The sequence below is a fragment of the Streptomyces lydicus genome, assembly GCF_000717345.1.
Lineage (GTDB): Bacteria > Actinomycetota > Actinomycetes > Streptomycetales > Streptomycetaceae > Streptomyces > Streptomyces lydicus.
In genome coordinates this window covers 125816-148186 of the sequence record NZ_JNZA01000007.1, presented here as the reverse complement: position 1 = coordinate 148186, position 22371 = coordinate 125816, and the positions used below count along the sequence as shown (strand labels likewise).

The window sequence follows — 22371 nt, the reverse complement described above, 5'->3', positions numbered from 1 at the left end:
CGGGCAAGGGGCAGCGGATGATCAAGTTCGACGCAGTCAGCAAGCGATACCCGAATGGCACCACCGCCGTGGACGATCTGTCCCTCGATCTCCCCGAGGGCGGCGTCACCGTCCTCGTCGGATCGTCGGGGTGCGGCAAGACGACCACCCTGCGGATGGTGAACCGCATGGTCGAGCCGACCGCCGGCACGATCAGCGTCGGCGGCCGCGACATCCTGGAGGCGGACGCCGCCGAGCTGCGCCGCGGCATCGGCTACGTCATCCAGCAGTCCGGCCTCTTCCCTCACCGTACGGTCCTCGACAACATCGCGACCGTCCCGCTGCTGCTGGGCTGGGGCCGGCGCAAGGCCCGCGCCCGCGCCGCCGAGCTGCTGGAGCTGGTGGGGCTGCCCGGGGACGCCGGCAAGCGCTATCCGCACCAGCTCTCCGGCGGCCAGCAGCAGCGCGTCGGCGTGGCCCGGGCGCTGGCCGCCGACCCGCCGGTGCTGCTGATGGACGAGCCGTTCGGCGCGGTCGACCCGGTCGTCCGCACCCAGCTGCAGAACGAGCTGCTGCGGCTCCAGGAGGAGCTGCGCAAGACCGTCGTCTTCGTCACCCACGACATCGACGAGGCGGTCCGGCTCGGCGACCGGATCGCGGTCTTCCGCACCGGCGGCCGGCTCGTCCAGTGCGCCGAACCCGCCGAGCTGCTGGCCCGGCCCGCCGATGACTTCGTCGCCGACTTCCTGGGCGCGGAGCGCGGACTCAAGCTGCTCTCGCTCACCAGCCTGGCCGATGTGCCCTCCGCGCCCGGCCGGGCGATACGCGCGGACGAGCCGGCCGGTGCGGTGTCCCGCGCCGGCGGGCGCTGGCGCCTGGTGACCTCCGCGCGCGGGGAGCCGCTGGGCTGGCTCGACACCGACGCCCTGCCCGCCGGCGGCACCGCGGGCGAGGCCGCGCTGGCGCCCGTACGGCCGCTGCGCGACACCGACTCCCTGCTGTCGGCGCTCAACGAGGCGGTCTCCTCGCCGGCCGGTGCGGTCGCCCGGGTCACCACGGACGGCGTGCTGACCGGGATCACCTCGCGCGAGGCGATCCACGACCGGGCCGGCCGCAGCCACGCGGAGGCCGCGGGCACCACCACGCCGGCGGCTGCCACCGGGGCCACCGCCGCGGCCGCCGCCACGGAGCGTCCCGCATGACCATCGAATGGGGCTGGTTCCCCGACCACGCCGACGAGATGACCCGACTGACCGCGGACCACCTCGCCACCGCCGTGCCCGCCGTGCTCCTCGGCCTGCTGATCGCGCTGCCGCTGGCGGTCCTCGCGCACCGCGTACGGCCGTTGCGCGCCTTCGTCCTCGGCGCCTCCAACATCCTCTACACCATCCCCTCCCTCGCCTTCTTCGTGCTGCTGCTGCCGGTCACCGGGCTGACCCGCACCACCGCGATCGTCGGCCTGACCGCCTACACCCTGGTGGTGCTCGTACGGAACACCGTCGAGGGCCTGGACGCGGTGCCCGTCAAGGCGCGCGAGGCGTCCAAGGCGATGGGGACCAAGCCGCTGCGCACCCTGCTCACGGTCGAGCTGCCGCTCGCCCTCCCGGTGATCATGGCGGGGGTACGGGTCGCCACCGTCATGTCCATCTCCCTGGTCAGCGTGGCGAGTTACATCGGCTACGGCGGCCTCGGCCAGCTCTTCACCGACGGCTTCCAGCGCAACTTCCCCACTCCGGTCGTCGCCGGTGTGGTCCTGACCCTGCTGCTCGCCCTGGTCGCCGACGCGCTGCTGGTGACCGTTCAGTGGCTGTGCACCCCCTGGCGGCGCGGCGCCGCCCGGCCGCGCGCCGCGACGTCGCCGTTCGCGAAGCTGCCGGCCGCCCTCAAGCTGTGGAAGCGAGCGTGACGCGCCGATGCTCGAACTGTTGAAGAACCTCGCGTCCTGGCTGACCAGCCCGGCCCAGTGGTCGGGCCCCGAGGGCATCGCCACCCGCATCCTGGAGCACCTGGAGTACTCGGTGCTCGCCACCCTCGCCGCGGCCGTGATCGCGCTGCCCATCGGCCTGCTCATCGGGCACACCGGCCGCGGCGCGTTCCTCGCCGTGAACCTCTCCTCCTTCGGCCGCGCGCTGCCCACCGTCGGGCTGGTGACGCTGGTCTTCCTGGCCGGCGGGCTGAGCGTGTGGCCGGTGTACGTCTCCCTGGTCGCCCTCGCGGTGCCGGTGATCATCACGAACACCTACGCGGGGATGGCCGCGGTCGACCCGGAGGTGAAGGACGCCGCCAAGGGCGTGGGGCTGCGCGGCCGCCAGATCCTCTGGCAGGTCGAACTCCCGCTGGCGCTGCCGCTGATCATGACCGGCGTACGGCTGGCGACCGTGCAGGTCGTCGCCACCGCCACCATCGCGGCCTACGTCAGCTTCGGGGGGCTGGGCCGCTACGTCTTCGACGGCCTGGCACAGCGCGATCTGGTGCAGGTGCTCGGCGGCGCGGCCCTGGTCGCCGTGCTCGCCGTCGTCGCCGACCTGGCGCTGGGCGGCCTGACGCGGCTGCTGTTCCGCGGCCGGCCGGCCGCGGCCCGCTGATGCCCGCCGCCGCCCCCGCCGCGGCCCGCCGGGCGCCCGCCGCCGCCCCGCCCCCGTCCGTACGTCCCGAGGAGCCCCGCCCATGAACCGTCGTTCCGTCCTCGCCGCGCTGCTCGCCGGGGCCTCCGCCCCGGCGCTGGCCGCCTGTTCCTCCGGCATTACCTCCCTCAAGGGGGACGGCGCCGGCGGCGACAGCGGGAGCAGCAGCGGCGGACTCGTCATCGGGACCGCCAACTTCACCGAGAACCAGGTCCTCGGCTACCTCTACGCGGGCGTGCTGGCCGCCGCCGGGGTCAAGGCCACCGTCAAGCCCAACCTCGGCTCCCGCGAGATCGTGGTGCCCGCGCTGCGCTCCGGCGACATCGACCTGCTCCCCGAATACCAGGGCAGCCTGTTGCTCTACCTCGACAAGAAGGCCACCGAGACCGAGGCGGGCGCGATGCAGAACGCGCTGGCCACGGTGGTCCCCGACGGCCTGGAGGTGCTCCCCTACGCGGCCGCCGAGGACCGCGACAGCTTCGCCGTCACCCGGGAGACCGCCGACCGCTACGGCCTCAGCACGCTCGCCGACCTGCGCAAGGTCAACGGGAAGCTGACGTTCGGCGCCGCCGCCGAAATGAAGAAGCGGGTCGTCGGGGTGGTCGGCCTCAAGGAGCAGTACGGGGTGGAATTCAAGGAATTCAAGGCGCTGGATTCGTCCGGCCCGCTGGTCAAGGGCGCGTTGAAGAAGGGCGATGTCGACGTCGCCAACGTCTTCACCACCGACGTCGACACCGCGGAGAACGGCTGGGTGCTGCTGGCGGATCCGAAGCACCTCATCCCCGCCCAGCACATCGTTCCGCTGATCGCCGCCCGCAAGGCCGACTCCAAGGTCCGCAAGGCGCTCGCCGAGCTGGGCAACGCCCTGACGACCGGCGACCTCACCCGGCTCAACCGCCTCGTCGACAAGGACAAGCAGGACCCGGACCGGGTGGCGAACGCCTGGCTGAAGAAGCACAAGCTGGGGTGAGGCGCCGCCCGCCACCGGCCGCCCGCTACCGGCCGTCCGCCGCCCGGTCACCGGTAGCGGGCCCGTCGTACCGCGGCGGGAGCCCGAACAGCGGGAACAGCCGCTCGGTGTCCAGGAAGGACTGCAGAGCGGTGATCCGGCCGTCCGCCGTCTCGATGACCTGGATCGCCCAGGGGGTGCCGCCCCCGGACCCTGTCCGGGAGGTGCCCCCGGTGCGGTACTGGCCGAACGCCGGCCGGCCGTTCGCCGCGACCGGCACCAGGTGCGAGCCGCGGCAGCCGCAGCCTGGCCCCAGCAGCCATTCCAGGATGTCCGCGCGGCCGCGCAGCCACAGCGCGTACGGCGGCATGGAGAGCGTGCAGTCCTCGTGCAGCAGCGCGGTCAGGGCGTCCATGTCGAAGCGTTCGAAGGCGTCGACGTAGCGCCGGAGCAGGGCCTGCTGCTCGTCGCCCAGCGGCTCGGGCGGGGCGTCGGGGGTGGTGCCGGCATCCGCGGCGAGGGTGGCCCGGGCGCGCTGGAGCGCGCTGTTGACCGAGGCGACCGAGCTGCCCAGCAGCTCCGCGACCTCGGCCGCGGACCAGCTGAGCACCTCGCGCAGGATCAGCACCGCCCGCTGCCGGGGCGCCAGCCGCTGCAGCGCGGCGATGAACGCCAGCCGCACCGACTCCCGGGCGACCGCGGTCTCGGCCGGGTCGCCGGCCGATGCCAGCACCCGCTCGTCCGGGACCGGCCCGATCCAGGTCGTCTCGGGCAGCCCGGTCCCGATCGGGGTGTCCACGCTCGACGGGGAGGACAGGTCCATCGGCCGGGCCCGGCGCTTGCTGCCCCTGAGCAGGTCCAGGCAGACGTTGGTGGCGATCCGGTAGAGCCAGGAGCGCAGCGAGGAGCGCCCCTCGAAGCGGTCGTGGCCGCGCCAGGCCCGCACCATCGTCTCCTGCACGGCGTCCTCGGCCTCGAAGGCCGAGCCCAGCATGCGGTAGCAGTAGCCGGTCAGCTCGGTGCGATGCGCCTCCAGCCGGTCCGCCAACGCGCCCTGGTCCGCCGGCTGTTCACCGTCGTCCGGCGTCCCGGCCCGGTCCGCGGCGGGCGCTCCGCCCACCGCCGTGGTGTCGCTCATCGAGGACCGTTTCATCGAGACCCGCCCATCCGGCCGTTCGGCCGGCCACCGGCTTCTGCCCCCGCCACGGTGCCGGGGCGCCCGGCACCAGTCTGCCCCTCGGCCGGGCCGCCCGCGAGCCGTATGGTGCGGCCATGACCGACTTCGCCGCCACCACCCGCGAGACGTACGACGCCATCGCCGCCGCCTACGCCCGGCGCTGGCAGTCCACCCCGGCCGCGGTCACCGCCGAGGCGGACCGGCTCGCCGGGCTGCTCCCCGCCGGGGCGGTGATCGCGGATATCGGCTGCGGTCCCGGCCACCACACCCGTCTGCTGCGCGAGCGCGGCTTCCGGGCCACCGGCTTCGACCTGTCCGGCGAGATGCTCGCCGCCGGCGGCGTGCCCGGCCTCGTCCAGGCGGACATGCGCGCCCTGCCGCTGGCCCCGTCGGCCGTCGACGCGGTGTGGTGCGTGGCCGCCCTGCTGCACATTCCGCGCCCCGAAGTACCCGGGGTGCTGGGCGAGTTCGCCCGGATCACCCGGCCGGGCGGCCGTCTCGTGCTGAGTCTCGCCGAGGGTGACGGCGAGGACTGGGAGGCCGTCCCGTACGCCCCGGAGCTGCGGCGCTGGTACGTCCGGCACCGGCTCGCCCCGCTCACCGGGATGCTGGTCGACGCGGGCTTCGAGGTCACCGGGGACACCCGGTGGACCACCCACCGCGACTGGCTGATGCTGCACGCCCGGCGAGGGCACTGACCGCGACTGCCCGGCGGACACCCCTCAGTCCGTGACCCGCACCGCCGACCCCCGCTCCGACAGGCGGGGCGCGCACAGGATGCGCTTGCGGCGGACCCGGCGGCCCTCGATGGCGGCGACCGCGAGCCGGGCGGCCTCCTTGGCGATCTCCCCGAGGCCCCAGTCGACGGTGGTCAGCGGCGGGGTCAGCACACGGGAGACGGGGTGGTCGTCGAAGCCGACGACGGACAGGTCGCGGCCCACGGTGAGGGAGGCTTCGGCGGCGGCCGCGTAGACGCCGTAGGCGATGGAGTCGGAGAAGCAGAAGACGGCGGTGGGCGGGGCGAGGCCGGGGCCGGTGGTCCGGCGGCCGTCGGGACTGTTGGTCAGCACCCGGCGGGCGACCGCGGTCGCCTCGCCCAGCTCCTGGGCGCAGGGCAGGACTTCGACGCCGAGGCCGAGCCGGTCGGCGGCCTCGCGGACATAGACGTCGGCGGGGCGGTCGGGGGTGGAGGGGCCGGTGGGGGTGAGCACCGTGACCCGGCGGTGGCCCAGGCCGCGCAGGTAGTCGAGTACGGCGTCGATGCCGGCGCGGTTGTCGAAGAGCACCTCGCCCGCGGTACGGGCCCGGCTCAGCGCGTCGCCGATGGAGACCACCGGCACCGCGTCGGCGATCGCCGCCCAGCCCTCGGCGGACGGGTCGACGGGCGAGACCAGCAGACCGTCGACGCGCTGGTCGCGCAGCTGCTTGGCGAGGGTCAGTTCGCGGGCCGGGTCGCCGCCCGCGTCGAGGATCAGCGCGTAGCGGTCGCCGGCCAGCAGCTCGCGCCCTATGGCGGCCATCAGCTGCTGCTGCCAGAGGTCCTGGAGGTCGCCGGCGAGCACCCCGACGGTGCTGGTGCGGCCGCTGGCGAGGGCGCGGGCGATCGGGTCGGCCTCGTAGCCGAGTTCGGCGGCGGCCTTGCGCACCCGCTCCTCGGTCTCCTTGGACACGTGCTTGCCGCGCAGCGCGTAGGAGACGGCGGCGGTGGAGAGTCCGGTGGCCTCGGCCACCTCGCGGAGGGTGGTGCGCTTATTGGGCCTGGCCATGCCCGGAAGCCTACCCAAGGAGGCGCCCCGGCCCGGCACACGAGGCGGGCCGGTCACCCCGGCGGATCCGGCGCAGGCTTGACAGCCCCTGTTGTTAACCGCTTCACTTAAACGCATCAGTTAAGCGGTTAAGTGAAGCGGTTGAGGAGGTCGGCGCCCGTGCCCACCGATGTCCACCAGCACCTCTGGCCGGCCGCGTTCGTCGCCCTGCTGCGGGCCCGCGAGGCACCGCCCCGGCTCGACGGCTGGACCCTGCACCTGCCCGGCGAGCCGCCGTACGACGTCGCGCCCGCCGACCACGACCTCGCGGCCCGCACCGCGCTCGCCCGCGCCGACGGCCTGGACCTGGCCCTGGTGTCGCTCTCCAGCCCGCTCGGCATCGAATACCTGCCGCCCGAGGAGGCCGACCCGCTGCTCGCCGCGTTCCACGACGGCGCACTGGAGCTGCCCGCCCCCTTCGGTGTCTGGGCCGCGGCCCGGCTGTCCGCGCCCGGGCCGGACACCGCCGCGCTGCGGGACGCGCTGCGCCGCGGCTGCGTGGGCCTGCAACTGCCCGCCACCGCACTGCTCGACGCCGGGGGATGGGACCGCTGCGCCCCGCTGCTGGACGTCCTCACCGAGCTGGACAAACCGCTGTTCGTGCACCCCGGCGCGGCCCCCGTCGCACCGCCCGGCGCGCCCGCCTGGTGGCCGGCGCTGGTCCCGTACGTCCATCAGATGCACGCCGCGTGGTTCGCCTTCCGCGCCTTCGGCCGGCCGCGCCACCCCGGACTGCGGGTCTGCTTCGCGGCGCTGGCGGGCCTGGCGCCACTGCACGGCGAACGGCTGGTCGCCCGCGGCGGCGGGGCGGACCGCGGCCGGGTGGACCACCGCGTCTTCTACGAGACCTCCTCGTACGGGACCCGCGCGGTGGACGCCCTGGTCAGGGCCGTCGGCATCGATGTGATCGTCAGCGGCAGCGACCGCCCCTACGCCCGGCCCGTGATCCCCGACCTCGGCGCGGAGGCCGCCGTCCACGCCCTGCGCACCGCCAACCCGGCCCGCCTGCTGGGCCCGACGAAAGGAGCCCGCCCATGACCCCCGCCGCCACCCCCGCCGCCTCCCGGGAGACCGTCCGTGAGGCCGCCGGCGGCACGCAGCCGTTCGCCGCGCTGCCGGCGCGCAACCTCGACAAGCGCGAGCTGAAGACCCTGGTCGACGGGCTCGCCGCGCGCCCGGACCTGTGGCGCGAGCAGGTCGCGTTCTCCGACGACGAGCGGCACTACGCGTCCCTGTACCGCGACGAGTTCGTCGACGTCTGGCTGCTGTGCTGGACGCGGCAGAACGACACCGGCTGGCACGACCACGACCTCTCCTCCGGCGCGGTCCGTGTCGTGCAGGGCGTGCTGACCGAGTCCAACCCGCGGATCGGCGGGGAGCACCTGGCCACCGCCGTCGGCGCCGGGGCCTCCTTCTGCTTCGGCCCCGACCACATCCACCGCCTCACCGGCGCGACCGACGACGCGGTGTCGGTGCACGCCTACTCGCCGCCACTGTGGCGGCTGGGCCAGTACGACATCACCGACGACGGCCTGATTCGGCGGGTCTCGGTCTCGTACGCGGACGAGCTGCGGCCGATGGGCGACGCCTCCCCGGCGGCCTGAGCCCGGCCCCGTTACCGCGAATCAACCACTTTCCGGTCCCCACCTATTGACCTTCCATTCATCGACGCCGATCCTGCATGAATCCATACAGGCAACGACCCGGGGCGGATTCATGGCAGGTGTGGTCGAACGGCGCTCGATCGACGTCGTCCCCGACGACGAACGGCACGGCAGCGCGGTCAGCCAGTTCACCCTCTGGCTGGGCGCCAATCTCCAGGTCACCGCCGTGGTCACCGGCGCGCTGGCCGTCGTCTTCGGGGCGAACGCCTTCTGGTCGCTGATCGGGCTGCTGCTCGGCAACCTCGCGGGCGGCGCGGTGATGGCGCTGCACTCCGCGCAGGGCCCGCGGCTCGGACTGCCGCAGATGATCACCTCCCGGGCGCAGTTCGGGGTGCGCGGGGCGGTGGTCCCGCTGGCGCTGGTCATCGTGATGTACATCGGGTTCTTCGCCAGCGGCAGCGTGCTCGCCGGCCAGGCGGTCGGCGAGCTGACGCACCTGGGCGAGACCCCGGGCATCATCGTCTTCGCCGCGGTGACCGCGCTCGCCGCGGCCGTCGGCTACCGCCTCATCCACACCCTGGGCAAGATCGCCGGCCTGGTCTGCGCGCTGACCTTCGTCTACCTGGGCATCCGCCTCCTCCAGCGCGCCGACCTCGGCACCCTCCTGGCCGACCACCGGTTCGCCCTGCCGGCCTTCCTGCTCGCCGTCTCCCTCTCGGCCTCCTGGCAGCTGGCGTTCGGCCCGTACGTCGCCGACTATTCGCGCTACCTGCCGCGGCACACCTCGGCGCGCGCCACGTTCTGGTGGACGCTGTCCGGCTCGGTGCTCGGCTCGCAGTGGTCGATGACCTTCGGGGCGCTGGCGGCCGCCGCCGCGCCGGCCGCGTTCGTCGGGCACGAGGTCGGCTACCTCGTCGGCCTGGGCGGCACCGGGCTGATCGCCTCGTTCCTCTACTTCGTCATCGCGCTCGGCAAGCTCACCATCAACATCCTCAACACCTATGGCGGCTTCATGTCGCTGGTCACCAGCGTCAGCGGCTTCCGCGGTCAGCGGACCCTCTCGCCGCGCGGCCGCTCGGCGTACATCGCCGGCATCATGCTGGCCGGCACCGCCGTCGCCCTCCTGGGCAAGGACTCCTTCCTGACATCCTTCAAGGACTTCCTGCTGTTCCTGCTGACCTTCTTCACGCCCTGGTCGGCGATCAACCTCGTCGACTACTACCTGATCTCCAAGGAGCGGTACGACGTGCCGGCGCTCAGCGACCCGGCCGGCCGCTACGGCGCCTGGAACGTCAAGGCGCTGGCCGTCTACGCCCTCGGTGTGCTCGCCCAACTCCCTTTCCTCGCCACCGCCTTCTACACCGGGCCGCTGGTGGACCCGCTCGGCGGCGCGGACGTCTCCTGGCTCGTGGGCCTCGCCGTACCGGCCGTCCTGTACTGGCTCACCGCCCGCCGCGACACCGCCCGCGTGGCGCGGCCGGCGGTGCCCGACGCGGAGCACGGGGCGAACGCGCCCGCCGGATCGGGGGGTTAGCCCTACCGCACGCCGCGCCGCCGGTCCGTAGGCTCGCCGGTATGGCGACACACGACCCCGATCTGCGCAAGGAACTCGACGCGACCCTGCAGACCCGTAAGGAGCTGGGGCCGGAGTACGAGTCGGAGCTGGTGGAGTCCTTCCTGGAGAAGCTGGCAGGGACCGTCGACCTGCGGGTGCGGCGGCAGCTCGCCGAACAGCAGGTGCAGGTGGCGCGCGGCGCCCGCCCGCCGCGCCCGGCCGGCGGCGGCAGCGACTTCTGGCAGCGGTTCGGGGTCGCCGCCCTCTCGCTGGTGCTGGCCGTCCCACTCTCCGCGGTGGCGGCGGTCAACGCGGGACTGCCGGGACTGCTGGTGTGCTGGGCCGGCATCGTCGGCGTCAACGCCGTGCACAGCGCGAGCCTGCGCAACCTGCTGCGCCGGCGCACGGAGCGCCGCGACGGCGAGTGGGACTGACGCCCCGACGGAAGAGGATGTGGCGGGGACCGCCGCACCCCGGCCGGAGCCGGGGGCGGGACGACGGCGGTCCCCGCGAGGGAAGCGACCCGGGTCAGGGCCGGTCGTCGCATCCGGGTGGCGATGCGGGAGGTCCGGGAGCCGCTCCGGAGGTCCGTATCGCCGTGCACATCAATGTGCCTGACGAGTGTTAAGCCCGTGCTGCCAGCACATGACGCATACGTACACCTTGCGGCGACGGCCCGTTTCCTGACGGCTTCCTGACGCCCCGCAGGCACCGCACGGGCGGCGGCCGCCACCGGGGACGGCCGCCGCGGCCGGCCTTACTTGCCGGCCTCGCGGGCCAGGAAGGCCAGCAGGTCCTGCCGGCTCACCACACCCTTGGGCTTGCCCTCGACCAGGACGATCGCGGCGTCCGCGCCCTCCAGCACCGCCATCAGGTCCGAGACCGACTCACCCGAGCCGACCTGCGGCAGCGGCGGGCACATGTGCTTCTCCAGCGGGTCGGTGAGCGAGGCGCGCTGGGTGTACAGCGCGTCCAGCAGCTCGCGCTCGACGACGGAGCCGACGACCTCGGCGGCCATCACGTCCGGGTGGCCGGCGCCCGGCTTGACGATCGGCATCTGCGAGACGCCGTACTCGCGCAGCACGTCGATCGCCTCGCCGACGGTCTCCTCGGGGTGCATGTGCACCAGCGAGGGCAGCGCGCCCTCCTTGTACTGGAGCACGTCGCTGACCCGGGCGGCGGTGCCGCCCTCCTCCAGGAAGCCGTAGTCGGCCATCCACTCGTCGTTGAAGATCTTGGAGAGGTAGCCGCGGCCGCTGTCCGGCAGCAGCACGACCACCACGTCGTCCGGGCCGAGCTCCGCGGCGACCTCCAGCGCGGCCACCACGGCCATCCCGCAGGAGCCGCCGACCAGCAGGCCCTCCTCCTTGGCCAGCCGCCGGGTCATCTGGAAGGCGTCCTTGTCCGACACCGCCACGATGCCGTCCGCGACCGTACGGTCGTAGGCGGTCGGCCAGAAGTCCTCACCGACGCCCTCGATCAGGTACGGGCGCCCGGAGCCGCCGCTGTAGACCGAGCCCTCCGGGTCGGCACCGATGACCTTGACCCGGCCCTCGCTGGCGTCCTTGAGGTAGCGGCCGGTGCCGCTGATCGTGCCGCCGGTACCGACGCCCGCCACGAAGTGGGTGATCCGCCCGTCGGTCTGCGCCCACAGCTCGGGACCGGTGGTCTCGTAGTGGGACCGCGGGTTGTTGGGGTTGCTGTACTGGTCGGGCTTCCAGGCCCCGGGCGTCTCGCGCACCAGGCGGTCCGAGACGTTGTAGTACGAGTCCGGGTGCTCGGGGTCCACCGCCGTCGGGCAGACCACCACCTCGGCGCCGTACGCCCGCAGCACGTTGATCTTGTCCGTGGACACCTTGTCCGGGCAGACGAAGATGCACTTGTACCCCTTTTGCTGGGCCACGATCGCCAGGCCGACGCCGGTGTTCCCGGACGTCGGCTCGACGATGGTGCCGCCCGGCTTCAGCTCACCCGACTGCTCGGCGGCCTCGATCATCCGCAGCGCGATCCGGTCCTTGACCGAACCTCCGGGGTTGAAGTACTCGACCTTCGCCAGGACGGTGGCCTGGATCCCTCGAGTGACGTTGTTGAGCCGCACCAGCGGGGTGTTGCCGACGAGCTCAATCATCGAATCGTAAAACTGCACGGTGGTCTCCGCGGTCGGGGGCACGCTCTCCTGCGCCCGTGCGGCCAGCCTATTGCCCGGGCCCTGTGGAGGACGGATGAGTTGCGTTCCGTGCAGGAACGGGCAACACCCTGTTGTAGGAGTTCTTGCTGATTCAAGAGCGCGCCCGGCCCCCGGCCGTGGCGCGCCCACACTGCACGGGGAGGTGTCCGGCCCATGCCGATGACGATGTCCAGGGCGAGGGTGGCTCGGCGGATCGCGACCGCTGCCGCGTTCGGCGGCGGCGGGATCGGGCTGCTCGGCGTCGCCGCCGTCGGCGTGCTGCTGACCGAGGTGCGGCTCGCCCGCCGTACGGTCGGCGGCTCCAGCGACATCCCGCCGTGCGCCGACGGCCGGTACGGCGCGGCACTCGGCCACCGCACGGACCGTCCGCCGCTGCGGCTGGGCTTCCTCGGCGACTCCACCGCCGCGGGCCAGGGCGTGCACCGCGCCTCGCAGACACCAGGCGCACTGCTCGCCTCGGGCCTGGCGGCGGTCTCCGAACTGCCCGTGGACTTCCGCAACGTGGCACTGCCCGGCGCGCAGTCGGACGACCTGCCGCGCCAGGTGGAGCTGATACTGGCGGACGGCTCCGGGGCCCCGGACGTCTGCGTCATCATGATCGGCGCCAACGACGTCACCCACCGGATGCCGCCCGCGCAGTCCGTACGCCACCTCTCCGAGGCCGTGCGGCGGCTGCACACCGCGGGCTGTGCGGTGGTGGTGGGCACCTGCCCGGATCTGGGCACCATCGAGCCGGTCTACCAGCCGCTGCGCTGGGTGGCCCGGCGGCTGTCCCGGCAGCTCGCGGCCGCCCAGACCATCGGGGTGATCGAGAGCGGCGGCCGTACGGTCTCGCTGGGCGATCTGCTGGGCCCCGAGTTCGAGGCGCGCCCCCGCGAGCTGTTCGGGCCGGACAACTACCACCCGTCGGCCGAGGGCTATGCCACCGCCGCGATGGCCGTCCTGCCGACGCTGTGCGCGGCGCTGGGGCTGTGGCCGGAGGGGGAGCGGCCGGAGCCGGCCCGCGGCGAGGGTCTGCTGCCGGTCGAGCAGGCGGCCGCCGAGGCGGCGTCCGAGGGCGGTACGGAGGTCACCGCCTCCCGTGCGCCCTGGGCGCTGCTCAAGCACCGCAGGCGCCGTCAGCTGCCGTCGGCGGAGCCGACCGACCCCTCGTCGATCGGCCGCTGACGGCCGGGACCGGCCGTGCGGCCGTACGGGAACCCGTGGGCCGCGGGGGAATACCCGGCGGCCCCCACCCGTTCCCATAAGCGCCCGCTTAGAAAAGAGGCCCGCATCACAGGCCGCACCCCGTGACCTCTGCAGTACGCGCAGGTAACTTCCCTCACAGTCCTGCGTTCTCTCTCCTTTGGAGCCGTGATGCCCGAAGCCGTGATCGTCTCAGCCGCCCGCTCCCCGATCGGCCGCGCCTTCAAGGGCTCGCTCAAGGACCTGCGTCCGGACGACCTGACCGCGAAGATCATCGAGACCGCCCTCGCCAAGGTCCCCGAGCTGGACCCCCGGGACATCGACGACCTGATGCTCGGCTGCGGCCTGCCGGGCGGCGAGCAGGGCCACAACCTCGGCCGCATCGTGGCCGTCCAGATGGGGATGGACCACCTCCCCGGCTGTACGGTCACCCGCTACTGCTCCTCCTCGCTCCAGACGACCCGCATGGCGCTGCACGCCATCAAGGCCGGCGAGGGCGACGTCTTCATCTCGGCCGGCGTCGAGACCGTCTCGCGCAGCGTCAAGGGCAGCTCCGACGGCCTCCCGGACACCCACAACCCGCTCTTCGCCGACGCCGAGGCCCGCACCGCGGCCCGCGCCGAGCAGGAGGGCGCGGACTGGCACGACCCGCGCGAGGACGGCCTGATCCCGGACGCGTACATCGCGATGGGCCAGACCGCGGAGAACCTCGCCCGCCTCAAGGGCGTCACCCGCCAGGACATGGACGAGTTCGGCGTACGGTCCCAGAACCTCGCCGAGAAGGCGATCAAGGACGGCTTCTGGGAGCGGGAGATCACCCCGGTCACGCTTCCCGACGGCACGGTCATCTCCAAGGACGACGGCCCGCGCGCCGGCGTCACCGTCGAGGGCGTCTCCGGCCTCAAGCCGGTCTTCCGCCCCGACGGCCTGGTGACCGCCGGCAACTGCTGCCCGCTGAACGACGGCGCCGCGGCGCTGGTCATCATGTCCGACACCAAGGCGCGCGAGCTGGGCCTGACGCCGCTGGCGCGGATCGTCTCCACCGGCGTCTCCGGCCTGTCCCCCGAGATCATGGGTTACGGCCCGGTCGAGGCCAGCAAGCAGGCCCTGCGGCGCGCCGGTCTCTCGGTCTCCGACATCGACCTGGTCGAGATCAACGAGGCGTTCGCCGCCCAGGTGATCCCCTCCTACCGGGACTTGGGCATCGACCTGGACCGGCTGAACGTCAACGGCGGCGCGATCGCCGTCGGCCACCCCTTCGGCATGACCGGCGCCCGCATCACCACCACCCTGATCAACTCCCTCCAGTGGCACGACAAGCAGTTCGGCCTGGAGACCATGTGCGTCGGCGGCGGCCAGGGCATGGCGATGGTGATCGAGCGGCTGAGCTGAGCCGCAGCGGAGGGTAGGGGCCGGTGCGAGGAACGAGTGCCGGCACCTGCCCGCAGCGGAGGCGAAGCTCAGCGCGACCACGAGCACGCGCGGCTGAGCCGAGCCGCAGCAGTGGGGGCGGCCTTCGGGTCGCGTGAGGGTGTGCGCGAAACGGACCAACTTCCGCCCCGCGCACACCCTTCGTGCCTGTACGGACACAGGCGGCTACCCCGGCGTGAGCCGTGTCACGCGGTGACAAGATCGCGACCCAATCTCCCCCAGGATTGTGACCAACGCCCCGGCGGCGCGGCGTTCTTGCAGGTCAGCATGGGTTCGCTCCGGCGTACGAGGCCCAAAGCCCCCTGCATTTCGGGACATAGCGCACTGGGAGCGGTCGCCGACCCCCGGCAGGCTGATGTAGGAAGTCGGAGAACATTCTGCTAACGGGAGTCCGCCGGAGAGCGAGCCGCCACCAGCGGTCATCCCGTGAGCGAGTGCATCAAGGGGGTCGCCCCCACCGAAGTGGCGGGGGAAGTCCATGTACCGATGCACGGCCCGTGGGAAGTGGGCCGCCGAGCGAAGTGGGGAGGACGCATGAGCGAGCGGGTCACCCGAAGGTGCGCGCCTCGTCCGTGCGCGCCCGAACGAAGCGAGGTTTCCGCATGAGCGTCACCACCCTCGTCCTGCTGCTGGCCGCGACCGCCGCCGTCGCGCTGGGCACCGCCGCCCTGCGCACCGCACGCGCGCTGCGCCGCCAGCTCGCCGAGCTGCACGCCGAGCTCGTCGCCGCACGCCAGGACGCCGCCGTACGCGCCGAGGCGGTGGACGGAGCGACCGCCGCCATTCCGGCCGCCCGCACCTCCCCGCCCGCCGAGACCCCGCTCGCGGACATACGTGCCGCGGTCGCCGACGCGCTGGCCGAGGAGCGGGAGCGCGAACTGGCCGAGGCCCGCGCCTTCTGGGCCGCGCAGGAGGCCCGGGACGCCGCCGACGCCCCCTCCCTGCTGGGCGGTCTGGCCGGCCTCGGCGACGAGGGCCTGCTGGACGCCCGCGGCGAGCAGCGCGACCTGCCCGAGCGGCCGGAGTTCGACCGGCTCGACACCCAGCCGTTCCTGCCCCGCCAGGCGGACTTCGCCGGCATCGAGTCGCTGCTGGGCCCGGACGCCCTGGAGGCGATGGAGACCCTGGAGTCGGTGGAGGCGCTGGAGTCCCTGGACGCGCCGGAGCTGGAGCCCGTCGAGGAGACCGAGTCCGCCGAGCTGGCCGCCGCCCGCCGGCGCCACCCCTCGCACCCCGACTTCACGCCCTCCCCGGTGATCAGCGACCACGAGCGCACCGTCGCGCGCCTGGAGGAGCTGGCGCAGGACCGCACGCCGGTCGCCGACGTCCGCCCCGGCCCGCTGGGCACCCTGGACGTCTACGTCTTCGCCGACGGCACCACGCTCTGTCTGACCCCCGGGCAGCGCGAGGCCGCCGAGCAGGTCGCCGAGGCGCTGCGGGCCGGGCTCACCCCGGTGCTGCTGGGCGGCTCCGGCATCTCCGGCGGGTACGCGCTGACCTTCTCCTGGGGCGAGGGCCGCGCGGAGAGCGTCTACCTGCTCGCCGACCGCGTCATCGCCTCACTCTGACCCGCGCGGCGGCGCGCGACAGCCCGAGGGGGCTCCCCTAGCAGCGTTCCGCCGCCGCCCGTACGCATCGCACGGCCTCCGCCAGCTCGTCGGCGGGGGCCACTTTCGCGTCAGAGTCCGCCGGGCGGGCGGCCGCGGTCCGCAGGGCCTCGACGAGGTCGTGTCCGGCCACCGCGAGCTGGTCGCCGGCCGCGAACATCCCGGCGTCCGGGAGCTCGTACGGCGTCTCTCCCGGCCGCTCGATCAGCTGCGCACGGGTCGCCAACTGCCGTGCCAGCGCCAGCGCTTCGGCCGCCGCGCCCTGGTCGAGCCTGCTCTGCGGCAGGGTCCGGAGGCGGTCGGCGAGGGCGTCCACGGCGGTCTGCAAAGGGGTCACGTCAAGCACGTCGTGAGCCTATGCGCCACTCCCGGGTGGTTGCCAACGGCGGAACCCTCAGGCACGGTGTGCTGAAGAACCAGCATCGACCGCGTCCGGAGGCGCCGATGTCTCAGCTCTTCTCCGAAGAGACCCACCGGAACATGCTCTCCCGTATCCCGCACTGCACCGGCCGGGAAATCTCCGAATGGCTCCGCACCGTTGAGGAAGGCCCCGCTCTCTTCCGCTTCGACGAAAAAGTCAGCTGGCTCCGTGGTGAGCACAACCTCGCTTACGGGCACGCCAAGGCGATTGTCCACGAACACGACCTCAGGCGCGCTGCGCGGAAGTTCTGACCTGCGATGACGGGCCTTCGGCCTGTCCGGTTCGGGACACGCGACAGACAGGGCGAAGGGCCCGCAGGCAGTGCCTGCGGGCCCTTCGTCCGTGTGTTCTGCGACGCCGTGCGGCGTCAGTCGCCCCGGAGGATCGAGATCAGCCGCAGCATCTCCATGTAGATCCACACCAGGGTGAGGGTCAGGCCGAACGCCGCGAGCCAGGACTCCTCACGCGGGGCGCCGTAGGCGATGCCGTCCTCGACCTGCTTGAAGTCCAGGGCCAGGAACAGCGCGCCGAGCACCACGCCGACGACGCCGAACAGGATGCCCAGGCCGCCGCTGCGGAAGCCGAGGCCGTCCCCGCCACCGAAGGCCATGAACGCCAGGTTGACCAGCGACAGCAGGACGAAGCCCAGCGCCGCGATCAGCACGAAGCGGGTGAAGCGGGCGGTGACCCGCACGATCCGCGTCTTGTAGGCGACCAGCATCGCGACGAACACCGCCATCGTGCCCAGCACCGCCTGCATGGGGGCGCCGTTCATCTTCGGCAGGCCGTTGAGGTAGCCGCTGAGCGCGCCGAGGAAGACACCCTCCAGGACGGCGTACGACAGGATCAGCGCGGGCGACGGCTTGCGCTTGAAGGACTGGACGAGGCCCAGCACCATCGCGACCAGGCCGGCACCGACGGCGAAGCCGAGGTTCTCGGTCAGGAACAGCCAGCCGAGCGTGGCACCGACGACGACCGTGCCGAGCGTGAGCCCGGTGCGCGTGACGACGTCGTCCATCGTCATCGGGCGGGTCTGCGGTACGTACTGCGGCGGTGCCTGGGTGGTGGGCTGTGCGCCCTGGGCGTACGGGTTGCCGCCCTGGGCGTAGGGGTTGGCGCCGGCGTACGGGTTCGCGGTGGGGCCCCCGGCCTGCGGCGGTGCGTTGAAGCCCGCGTAGCCGGTGTCGCGGCTGAAGCCCCGTCGCGAGAAGACCGGGTTACTGCTCCTCATCTCACTCCTCCATGGCCGCCCTGCGCGGCCTTGACGGCAAGCGTAATGGCTTGGCAAAGACACGTCCCTAGTTCTTGAGCAGGATCTTTCCCCGATCCGGGCGTGACGCATCCGCCAAGAGGAGGACGTACGGGAGGACGCGGAGGTGCCCGGCGGTGCGGCCACCGCCGTACACGAACCGCTATTTCCCCTCGCTTCCCCCACTTCGGCCTTCTTCCCCCTGCTTCCCGCTACATCCGCCCTCTCCACCGCACCGCTCCGCGCCGCGTCCGATAAATCTCTGATCGCAACGCAGGTCACACGGCACGCAGGCAACCGATTCACCGGAGCGGCCGTCTTCTCCTCCGGCCGGGACCTGCCCTGGCGCGGGATCCCCCGATGACGTGTGGTCATGGTCCGGACGCCGGAGTGCCCTCCCCGATGCGCCGGCTACTCACTGTGCGTAGCCCCTCGGGCGCGATCGGTTTAAACCGAGGGTACACATAGGGCTATTCTGGCGGGAAACAGCAGCGAAAGAGGGTTGAGGTCCCTGTGCCTGACGTCTCAGTAGTCGTCATCGTCTACAACGACGCCGACCGGTTGCCGACCGCGGTCCAGTCGGTACTGGATCAAACGCTCCGGGACGTCGAGGTGGTGATCGTCGACGATTGCAGCACCGACCGTTCTTTCGAAGTCGCCCAGCAACTCGCGGCCACCCACCCCGAGCGGGTGCGGGCCTTCCAGCTGCCGGAGAACAGCGGCGCGGGAGGCGAGCCGCGCAACGCCGGTATCCAGCACACCAAGGGCCGCTACGTCATGTTCCTGGACAGTGACGACGTCCTGGAGGTCAATGCGTGCCGGAATATGCTGGAGGCCGCCGAGGACACCGGCTCCGACATCGTTTCCGGCCTGTGCGTGCGGCTGCACAAGGACACCCGCAACCAGAAGCGGGACGAGTGGTATTCCTGGCTTTATTCCACCACCCGAACCATCGAATCCGTCACGGAATTGCCGGACCTGTTCGTGTGGGACACCCTCTCCACCAACAAGTGCTATCGGCGCGAATTCCTCATCGAACATGACCTCCGTTTCCCCAAGGGCATGTTCTACGAGGACCTGATGTTTATCGCCGATGCCTATCTGGCGGCGAAGCGCATCACCCTGATCCCCAATCAGGTCTATTTCTGGCACGTATTCGAGCGGGCCGCCGTGAAGTCGGTGACGAACCGGCGGCACGAAATGACGAACTACGCGCACCGGCTGGAGATCCACCGGCGTATCGACGCATTGCTGGCCGAGCGCGGGCTCAGCGAGATGCGGCTCGCCAAGGACGTCAAATTCCTCAAGCACGACCTGGTGCTGCATCTGCGGGACCTGCCGTTCCGCGACGAGTCCTACCGCCGCGAGTTCGCCGAGCTCTCCCGGGACTACCTCGCCGGCATCGCCCCCGAGGCGTACGAGCGCGTCCAGCCGATACAGGCCATCTGTGCGTATCTGCTCCAGCAGGGTGACTGGGACAACCTGATCCCCGCGGTGGACACGCTCATCAACCGCGACAAGGTCTCCTCACCGCTCGCCGAGCACGACGGCCGGATCTACTGGTGCGGCGGGCACTTCGACGACGCGTTCGGCCGCCAGGTGCTGGACGTCACCGACATCGGCTACCACGAGAAGCCGGTCAACCAGCTGTTCCTGCGCAACCAGCTGACCTCCTACCGCGCGTCCGGCGGGTCCGTCACGATGGCCGGCCGGATCACCAACCCGCTCGGCGTCGTCCCGCCGGACGCCGGCCTGAAGGGCGTGCTGGAGTTCAGCGCCCGGCGGCGCAGCCTGCAGTCCTTCCAGTTCCCGGTCCGAACGCTGCGCCACGAGGGCGACACCGTCCACTGGGAGGCCACGGCTGATCTCACCGCCCAGCTGCGCCCGCTGGGCATCGTCGACACCATCTGGGACGTACGGCTACGGCTGGACGTGGACGGGGTGCGCACCACGACCCGGCTCACCGTCGCCGACACCCCGCTGGCCGGCGGGCCCCCGGTCCGGCCGCGGCTGACGCGGATGGTCGCGGATCACCTGGAGCCGCACGCCTCCTCGAAGGGGCACCTGGCGTTCCGTCTGGTCAGCGAGAGCCGCAACGCCGAGCGCGTCCAGGAGCTGATCACCCGCGGGGTGCGCGGCACGCCGGGGACGCTGGCCAAGACCGGCTACCGCAAGGCGAAGGCGCTGCGCAAGAAGGTCACCTCGGGCGACAACAAGCTGCGCGCCTACCACGAGGTGTTCAGCCGGCTGCCGATCAAGAAGCGCACGGTCGTCTTCGAGAGCCACCTGGGCAAGCAGTACAGCGACAGCCCCCGCGCCATCTACGAGGAGATGCGCCGCCAGGGCCTGGACTTCGAGGCGATCTGGTCGTACGCCGGGTCCCCGAAGGACTTCCCGAAGGACGTCACGCTCGTCAAGCGCTGGTCGCTGCCGTACCTCAAGGCGCTGGCGCAGGCCGAGTTCTGGGTGGACAACCAGAGCTACCCGCTCAAGCTCACCAAGCGCCCGGAGACCACCTACCTCCAGACCTGGCACGGCTCGGCCCTGAAGAACATGGGCTTCGACCAGCCGTCGCTGAAGGCGCAGACCCGGCAGCAGCAGGCCGAGCAGCAGCAGTCCCTGGACCGCTTCGACCGCTTCCTGATCCGCTCCGAGCACGACGTGCACACCCTCGCCAAGGCGTTCCGGCTCAAGGAGCGGACGCTGCTGCGGGTGGGCTACCCGCGCAACGACGCGCTGGTGCGCGCCCGGGAACGCGAGGCCGAGCTCGGCCATCGCGAACGCGGGCCGCTGGCCGCGGAGTTGGGCATTCCCGAGGACAAGACGGTGCTGCTTTACGCGCCGACCTTCCGCAAGGCGGGCGGCCGGCACGGTCGCTTCGAATTGCCCTTCGACGTGGAGCGTTTCGCGGATCAGTTCGGCGACCGCTTTGTCCTCCTGGTGCGCTCGCACTACCTCAATCACGTGGTGCTGCCGCCGACCGTGCAGGGCCGGGTCATCGACGTCTCCGCGCGGCACGACGTGACGCCGATCCTGGCCCTGGCCGACGGGCTGATCACGGACTATTCGTCGGTGATGTTCGACTATGCGCTGCTGGACCGGCCGCTGGTCTTCTTCACCTACGACTACGACGAATACGTCCACGAGGGCCGCGGCACCTACTTCGATCTGCTGGAGCACGCGCCGGGCCCGGTGGTCCGCACCGAGGACGAATTCCACGAGGCGATCAAGTCGTTCGAGTCCCAGTCGCTCGATTACGCCAAGAGCCGTAAGGAATTTGTCGCCAAGTTCGGAGAATACGACCGGGGCGACGCCGCCCGGAGCATCGTCGATCAGTTCTTTGCGCAGTGGAGCCGTTGATGACCAAGCCGTACGCAGCCGAGCCGCGGGACATCTTCTTCGTCTCCAACAGCGTCAACGAGATGGGCGGCATCACCAGTTGGTCGCACCAGATGGCGCGCCTGTTCAGCGAGCGGGGCCACCGGGTGCACGTCGTCGGCATCGTGCCGCCGCCCGAGGGGCGGGTCCACGAGCTGGCCGACGACCTGCCCTTCCGGACCACCACGCTCTACTCCGAGCACCCGCCGTCCGTGCGCCCCGTACGCGGTCTGAAGGACCGGCTCAACGTCGCCGAGCAGCGTCGCCGGGCCGCCCGTGAGGCGGGGATGCAGCAGCAGGCGGCCAAGATGAGCGCGCTGTTCCGGGCGGCGAAGCCGGGCGGGATCGTGATCGTCACGCAGGTGTGGGCGATGGAGTGGGTCGCGCTGGCCGACACCGCGGGCCTGACCGTGATCGGAATGAGCCACGAATCGTTCGAAACCTGCCGTAAGTCCTCCCGCTTCGGCCGGGTCAAGCGGTTTTACGCGGACGTCGACCGGATGCTGACGCTCACCCGCGAGGACGCCGACCGCTGGATCAGGCAGCGGATGGACAACGTCGGCTTCATGCCGAACCCGCTGCCGTTCTTCCCCGACGTCCCCTCGGACCGGTCCCGCAAGTGCGTGGTCAGCATCGGCCGGCTGCACGAGGAGAAGGGCGTCGACCTGCTGCTGGAGGCGTGGGCGAGGGTCGCGCCGCAGCACCCGGACTGGACGCTGCGGATCTACGGCTCCGGCGAGGAGGCCGAGGCGCTGCGGAAGCTGGCGGCGGAGCTGGGGGTGACCTCGTCGGTGGAGTGGATGGGGCGGACCTCCGACGTCCCCGGGGCGCTGCGGGAGAGCGCGGTGTTCGCGCTGAGTTCGCGCGGTGAGGGCTTCCCGCTGGCCCCGATGGAGGCGATGGCGACCGCCGTGCCCTGTGTGGCCTTCGACGTCGCGCCGGGCGTCCACGAGATCATCACGGACGGCGAGGACGGTTTCCTTGCTCCCCCGGGCAATATCACCGAATTCGCCCGGCATCTCGACACGTTGATGTCCGACAAGGACCTCCGGGACGCGATGGGCGAGGCCGCGCGGGAGAACATCCAGCGGTTCTCCACGGACGAGATTGTGGCCCGCTGGGAGAGCCTGTTCGCACTCGTCGAGCGCTAGGGCACTCACCGGCCGACAACACAACAAAGCGAGGAGGGCCGCCGGCATTCACCGGCGGCCCTCCTCGT

The 22371-nt window shown here is 72.0% G+C and carries 20 protein-coding genes; 15 read left to right on the top strand and 5 right to left on the bottom strand.

Annotated elements, in window-relative coordinates:
• Nucleotides 1–17: 17 nt before the first annotated feature.
• From OO62_RS08135 to OO62_RS08120, 4 genes are all read left to right on the top strand, one after another.
• Nucleotides 18–1181 (top strand): ABC transporter ATP-binding protein, encoded by a 1164-nt coding sequence (locus tag OO62_RS08135; protein ID WP_033266574.1) that lies wholly within the window; start codon nt 18–20, stop codon nt 1179–1181.
• On the top strand, nt 1178–1885 hold the full coding sequence (locus OO62_RS08130; RefSeq protein WP_051732874.1) for an ABC transporter permease: 708 nt from the start codon (nt 1178–1180) through the stop codon (nt 1883–1885). Before OO62_RS08135 ends, OO62_RS08130 begins: the two co-directional genes overlap by 4 nt.
• Nucleotides 1886–1892: 7 nt before the next feature.
• The gene (locus OO62_RS08125) at nt 1893–2564 is read left to right on the top strand and encodes an ABC transporter permease (RefSeq protein WP_033266573.1); all 672 of its coding nucleotides are present in this window, start codon (nt 1893–1895) and stop codon (nt 2562–2564) included.
• Nucleotides 2565–2646: 82 nt separating this feature from the next.
• On the top strand, nt 2647–3573 hold the full coding sequence (locus tag OO62_RS08120; protein ID WP_033266572.1) for an ABC transporter substrate-binding protein: 927 nt from the start codon (nt 2647–2649) through the stop codon (nt 3571–3573).
• A 25-nt stretch (nt 3574–3598) separates the two neighbouring features.
• On the opposite strand, the gene OO62_RS08115 is transcribed toward OO62_RS08120, so the two are convergent.
• Nucleotides 3599–4690: a sigma-70 family RNA polymerase sigma factor gene (locus tag OO62_RS08115; RefSeq protein WP_033266571.1), complete on the bottom strand. Its 1092-nt coding sequence runs from the start codon at nt 4688–4690 to the stop codon at nt 3599–3601.
• Nucleotides 4691–4824: 134 nt separating this feature from the next.
• Between OO62_RS08115 and OO62_RS08110 the strand changes: the two genes are divergently transcribed.
• Nucleotides 4825–5427 (top strand): class I SAM-dependent methyltransferase, encoded by a 603-nt coding sequence (locus OO62_RS08110; RefSeq protein ID WP_051732872.1) that lies wholly within the window; start codon nt 4825–4827, stop codon nt 5425–5427.
• A 24-nt stretch (nt 5428–5451) separates the two neighbouring features.
• On the opposite strand, the gene OO62_RS08105 is transcribed toward OO62_RS08110, so the two are convergent.
• The gene (locus tag OO62_RS08105) at nt 5452–6495 is read right to left on the bottom strand and encodes a LacI family DNA-binding transcriptional regulator (RefSeq protein ID WP_033266570.1); all 1044 of its coding nucleotides are present in this window, start codon (nt 6493–6495) and stop codon (nt 5452–5454) included.
• Between the two features lie 159 nt (nt 6496–6654).
• On the opposite strand from OO62_RS08105, the gene OO62_RS08100 reads away from it, so the two are divergent.
• From OO62_RS08100 to OO62_RS08085, 4 genes are all read left to right on the top strand, one after another.
• Entirely contained in the window at nt 6655–7572 is a 918-nt protein-coding gene (locus tag OO62_RS08100) for an amidohydrolase family protein (RefSeq protein WP_033266569.1), read from the top strand.
• Nucleotides 7569–8138: a cysteine dioxygenase gene (locus OO62_RS08095; protein ID WP_033266568.1), complete on the top strand. Its 570-nt coding sequence runs from the start codon at nt 7569–7571 to the stop codon at nt 8136–8138. The genes OO62_RS08100 and OO62_RS08095 overlap by 4 nt, the downstream gene beginning before the upstream one ends.
• 112 nt (nt 8139–8250) lie before the next feature.
• Complete coding sequence (locus tag OO62_RS08090; protein WP_033266567.1) at nt 8251–9672, top strand: purine-cytosine permease family protein; 1422 nt, start codon at nt 8251–8253, stop codon at nt 9670–9672.
• A 41-nt stretch (nt 9673–9713) separates the two neighbouring features.
• Nucleotides 9714–10127, top strand: coding sequence for a hypothetical protein (locus OO62_RS08085; protein WP_033266566.1), 414 nt, complete (start codon nt 9714–9716; stop codon nt 10125–10127).
• A 323-nt stretch (nt 10128–10450) separates the two neighbouring features.
• Here the strand turns inward: OO62_RS08085 and OO62_RS08080 are convergent, their stop codons facing one another.
• Nucleotides 10451–11839 (bottom strand): cystathionine beta-synthase, encoded by a 1389-nt coding sequence (locus tag OO62_RS08080; RefSeq protein ID WP_033266643.1) that lies wholly within the window; start codon nt 11837–11839, stop codon nt 10451–10453.
• Nucleotides 11840–12034: 195 nt separating this feature from the next.
• Here OO62_RS08080 and OO62_RS08075 point away from each other — a divergent pair, with 195 nt between their 5' ends.
• The 3 genes from OO62_RS08075 (at nt 12035) to OO62_RS08065 (ending at nt 16065) form a co-directional block, all read left to right on the top strand.
• Complete coding sequence (locus OO62_RS08075; protein WP_078617071.1) at nt 12035–13048, top strand: SGNH/GDSL hydrolase family protein; 1014 nt, start codon at nt 12035–12037, stop codon at nt 13046–13048.
• A gap of 189 nt (nt 13049–13237) precedes the next feature.
• A complete protein-coding gene (locus tag OO62_RS08070) occupies nt 13238–14458 on the top strand; it encodes an acetyl-CoA C-acetyltransferase (protein ID WP_033266564.1) in 1221 nt (406 codons plus the stop codon).
• A 641-nt stretch (nt 14459–15099) separates the two neighbouring features.
• Nucleotides 15100–16065 (top strand): hypothetical protein, encoded by a 966-nt coding sequence (locus OO62_RS08065; RefSeq protein ID WP_033266563.1) that lies wholly within the window; start codon nt 15100–15102, stop codon nt 16063–16065.
• A 37-nt stretch (nt 16066–16102) separates the two neighbouring features.
• On the opposite strand, the gene OO62_RS08060 is transcribed toward OO62_RS08065, so the two are convergent.
• On the bottom strand, nt 16103–16450 hold the full coding sequence (locus tag OO62_RS08060) for a hypothetical protein (protein WP_033266562.1): 348 nt from the start codon (nt 16448–16450) through the stop codon (nt 16103–16105).
• Nucleotides 16451–16548: 98 nt separating this feature from the next.
• Between OO62_RS08060 and OO62_RS08055 the strand changes: the two genes are divergently transcribed.
• Nucleotides 16549–16776, top strand: a complete 228-nt coding sequence (locus OO62_RS08055) for a DUF4287 domain-containing protein (RefSeq protein ID WP_033266561.1) — start codon at nt 16549–16551, stop codon at nt 16774–16776.
• 116 nt (nt 16777–16892) lie between these two features.
• On the opposite strand, the gene OO62_RS08050 is transcribed toward OO62_RS08055, so the two are convergent.
• On the bottom strand, nt 16893–17756 hold the full coding sequence (locus OO62_RS08050) for a Bax inhibitor-1/YccA family protein (RefSeq protein WP_033266560.1): 864 nt from the start codon (nt 17754–17756) through the stop codon (nt 16893–16895).
• 531 nt (nt 17757–18287) lie between these two features.
• Between OO62_RS08050 and OO62_RS08045 the strand changes: the two genes are divergently transcribed.
• The gene (locus OO62_RS08045) at nt 18288–21134 is read left to right on the top strand and encodes a bifunctional glycosyltransferase/CDP-glycerol:glycerophosphate glycerophosphotransferase (RefSeq protein WP_033266559.1); all 2847 of its coding nucleotides are present in this window, start codon (nt 18288–18290) and stop codon (nt 21132–21134) included.
• Nucleotides 21134–22303, top strand: coding sequence for a glycosyltransferase (locus OO62_RS08040; RefSeq protein ID WP_033266558.1), 1170 nt, complete (start codon nt 21134–21136; stop codon nt 22301–22303). The genes OO62_RS08045 and OO62_RS08040 overlap by 1 nt, the downstream gene beginning before the upstream one ends.
• Nucleotides 22304–22371: the final 68 nt, after the last annotated feature.